Below are 1,193 nucleotides of genomic sequence, written 5' to 3'. Positions count from 1 at the left end.
GTTTCACCGTCATCTAGCGCTTGAATAGCCGCTTGGGTATTATCCGCTGCGTATGTCCATTCACCGTTTTCATCGATCGTCACGGTGCCGTAGTCACCCGTGATAGATTCAGCGGTAAAGGTTGTGGTATCAGTGGTATCAACATCGCTTAACGATAAGGTACCCGTCGTGCTTAACGTGGTTGCATCCGCATCTTCAGTTACTGCGCCAGTATCATCGCCTGTCACAACAGATAAATCGTCAACGCCGTTGATAGTAATAACAATCGCTTGCTCAACACCATCGCTGGTTGTCACCGTAATAGTATCGGTTAATGACTCACCGTCATCTAACGCTTGAATAGCCACTTGTGTGTTATCTGCTTCGTATGTCCAACTACCATCGGCAGCAATTGAAACTGCACCGTAAGCACCCGTTACCGTTGCTGGCGTAAAGGTCGTTGTATCTGTGGTATCAACATCGCTTAACGATAAGGTACCCGTTGTACTTAACGTTGCTGCATCCGCATCTTCTGTTACTGCGCCGGTATCATCACCTGTCACAACCGATAAATCGTCAACACCATTGATCGTAATTTCAATCGTTTGCTCAACACCATCACTCGTAGTCACGGTAATAGTATCGGTAAGTGTTTCACCTTCATCTAATGCTTGAATAGCGGCCTGTGTATTATCGGCTGCGTATGTCCACTCACCGTTTTCATCGATAGTGATATCACCGTAAGTGCCCGTCACTGTCGCTGGGGTAAAGGTAGTTTCATTATCAACATCCGTCACTACTAATGAGCCAGAAACTGTTAATGTCGTGGCTTCATCTTCGGTCACCTCACTTTCACTATTACCGCTAACCACCGAGATGTCATTTACAGGAGTAACTGTCACGTTAACAGTTTCAGTATTGCCTTCTTCATTCGTATAAGTAAATATATCTGTGCCATTAAAATCAACGTTTGGCGTGTAAGTTACTGTGCCATCTTCATTAATAGCAACACTACCATTAACGCCTTGCGTAACCGTACTTACAGGTGAAATATCACTATCAACATCAGTATCATTCGCTAATACATCAATGGTAATTGGGGTATCTTCATTCGTTGTCGCCGCATCGGCTGCCACGACCGTGTCATCTGAAATAGCTTCAACCGTCACAGAGACCGTTTCAGTGCTGCCATCTTCGTTGGTGTACGTAAACGA

The 1,193-nt window shown here is 45.2% G+C and carries 1 protein-coding gene; it reads right to left on the bottom strand.

The annotated features are described in order from the left end of the window. On the bottom strand, positions 1-1,193 hold a 1,193-nt coding region (locus Q0794_RS18020), incomplete at both ends, for a VCBS domain-containing protein (RefSeq protein WP_298944261.1).

The sequence above is a fragment of the uncultured Psychromonas sp. genome, assembly GCF_947489755.1.
Lineage (GTDB): Bacteria > Pseudomonadota > Gammaproteobacteria > Enterobacterales > Psychromonadaceae > Psychromonas.
Note: the sequence above shows the minus strand (reverse complement) of the source record. Positions and strands in the feature narration are given on the sequence as shown.